We start from the raw sequence: 2,185 nt of genomic DNA, 5'->3' as shown, positions 1-2,185 counted from the left end.
AGACTTGCTCACACTGTCGCCAAATAAGCGAGAGTAGTCCGAAAGGTAGAGCATCTCTTGGAATAAGAGAATGGACTTGTGCTAAGTGTGGCACATGGCATGATAGAGATATCAATGCCAGTAAGAACATTCTTGCGGTCGGGCTTGGCCGTCTTGTAGAAGGAATCCCCTCACTTTAGGGAGGGGAGGAAGTCAAAGCCTAAATAAGTCAGGTTGAGCGTTAAGGCTGTCGGGAGTGGTTAAATTAGAATAGGTAACGCCGACCAAGCGTATGGGTAAATGACGTGGTACATCAGCCAACAATTTTTCTAGCCAATAATGTGCCGATTCAGCAGTGGGAAATGGCGTATGCAAGGTATGAGAGCGGGTAATTTGAGTGAAGTCTGAGTATTTAATCTTCAGGGTAATGGTATGCCCTAAACGTCCTTTTTTGGAGAGTTGGGTAAAGGCATCTGCGTTTTGTTCAAAGATTTGTACCAGTAAGCTGTCTGTGTCACGTAGGTTATCGCGAAAAGTAGTCTCACTGCCTACAGACTTATGTTTGCGTTCGGCTTTCACCGGTCGATTGTCGTCACCATGTGCAATTTGCGAATAAAACCGTCCTCGTTTTCCAAACTCATGCTCTAAAGACTCCACAGGCATGGCCTTTAAATCGGCGCCGGTATATATTCCCATTTCATGCAAGCGTTTGGCAGTGGCTTTACCAATACCGTGAAAACGCTCAATAGGTAATGCTGCGATGAATGACTCGGCTTGTTCTGGAGTAATTACCGCTATGCCATTAGGTTTATTGATATCAGAGGCAATCTTTGCCAACATTTTATTAAATGAGACGCCAGCTGAGGCTCGAAGCTGGGTTTGATTATAAATCTCAGATCGTAACCAATTGGCCATTAACGTTGCTGAACCGTGATGCTCTTTAATACCGGTAACATCAAGATAAGCCTCATCTAATGATAAAGGTTCGACTAAGTCGGTAACTCTTAACATGACGGATCTGATTTGTTGACTAACCTGCCGATAAACTTCAAATCGTGGTCTGACGAATATTGCTTCAGGGCAACGCTTTTTTGCCTCATAGCAAGACATGGCAGAGCGTACCCCAAACTTTCGAATTTCATAACTGGCAGCGGCCACTACACCACGTCCACTCGGGTCACCACCCACAACTAAAGGCTTACCTCTAAGCTCAGGAAAGTCTCGCTGTTCAACACTAGCGTAAAACGCATCCATATCGATATGAATAATTTTACGCTGGGGCTGGGTGTCTTGTATTAGCTGCTTTATTTCATTGGCATCGGTCATGTGAATTCGAGTAGATAGAATAAATTAGTTGAATATACATCTAACGATTATTTGAATTATGTATAACTCATTGAGTATTTAGCTATGAGTATTTAGTAAACAATAAGCCCCTAAACAAGGGGCTTATCAAAAAATTGAATCAATTAAAAGTCAATAGCTAAAAATTTATATAATCTAGATTTTTATCCGTTAACTTGCTGCCATTAATCCGCCAATAATAGCTACCGCACCACCTAAAGCACGAGTAATACGATTATCAGATTTTTGCATCACGCTGCCTAAAGCACGACCACCGAAAGTAATAACCAAAGTAGCCACTACGAATCCTACCATGTAGATGATTACGTTAGAGCCGACTGCCATTTCTAAACCATGTGCATAGCCATGAACAACCATAAACATTGCCACTAAGGTGCCACCGATAGCAGTAGGTAATTTAGCCAAGGTCGCAATCAATACACCAGCCAATAAAACTGACATCCCAATTCCAGTTTCAATACCTGCCAAATTTATACCTGTCAAAGTAATGACCGCACCAAATAGCATACCCGCAACCATAAACAATGGAGTGCCACGTTTCATAGTATCATTTTGGCGCATGCTCCAAAAACCTATTGCAGCCATAGCCAATAAATGATCAAGTCCCATAAACGGGTGCATTAGACCACTCAAAAAGTCACTGTGAGTATGCACAATATTATTTTGAACTGGATGAGCCATCGCCAAAGTGGCAGTGAACATTAGACTGGCAGTAAGCATTATTTTAAATGTGTTTCTCATGGGGGATTCCTATTATTATTGGCTTTTATGGTTTAACAAGATTTAAATGATTCTTGGATTCAATTACGAAGTGCAACGGCTCCGAATCTAGATTTTACCT

3 protein-coding genes are annotated in these 2,185 nt (G+C 41.8%); 1 reads left to right on the top strand and 2 read right to left on the bottom strand.

What is annotated here, in order from left to right; all coding sequences use genetic code 11:
* Window positions 1–179, top strand: a 179-nt coding sequence (locus QZ265_RS10655; protein ID WP_296406012.1) for a zinc ribbon domain-containing protein, incomplete at its 5' end; no start/stop codon positions are given.
* Window positions 180–192: 13 nt separating this feature from the next.
* Here the strand turns inward: QZ265_RS10655 and dinB are convergent.
* On the bottom strand, window positions 193–1,305 hold the full coding sequence (gene dinB, locus QZ265_RS10650; protein ID WP_296406009.1) for a DNA polymerase IV: 1,113 nt from the start codon (window positions 1,303–1,305) through the stop codon (window positions 193–195).
* Window positions 1,306–1,494: 189 nt separating this feature from the next.
* Window positions 1,495–2,085, bottom strand: a complete 591-nt coding sequence (locus QZ265_RS10645) for a HupE/UreJ family protein (RefSeq protein WP_296406007.1) — start codon at window positions 2,083–2,085, stop codon at window positions 1,495–1,497.
* Between the last annotated feature and the right edge of the window lie 100 nt (window positions 2,086–2,185).

Source organism: Psychrobacter sp. (assembly GCF_018260395.1).
In the GTDB taxonomy this organism is placed as follows: domain Bacteria; phylum Pseudomonadota; class Gammaproteobacteria; order Pseudomonadales; family Moraxellaceae; genus Psychrobacter.
Note: the sequence above shows the minus strand (reverse complement) of the source record. Positions and strands in the feature narration are given on the sequence as shown.

What these genes read in the sequence shown, in the direction of transcription:
- dinB (WP_296406009.1), bottom strand. Translation starts at nt 1,305, where the DNA reads ATGACCGATGCCAATGAAATAAAGCAGCTAATACAAGACACCCAGCCC.
- QZ265_RS10645 (WP_296406007.1), bottom strand. Translation starts at nt 2,085, where the DNA reads ATGAGAAACACATTTAAAATAATGCTTACTGCCAGTCTAATGTTCACT.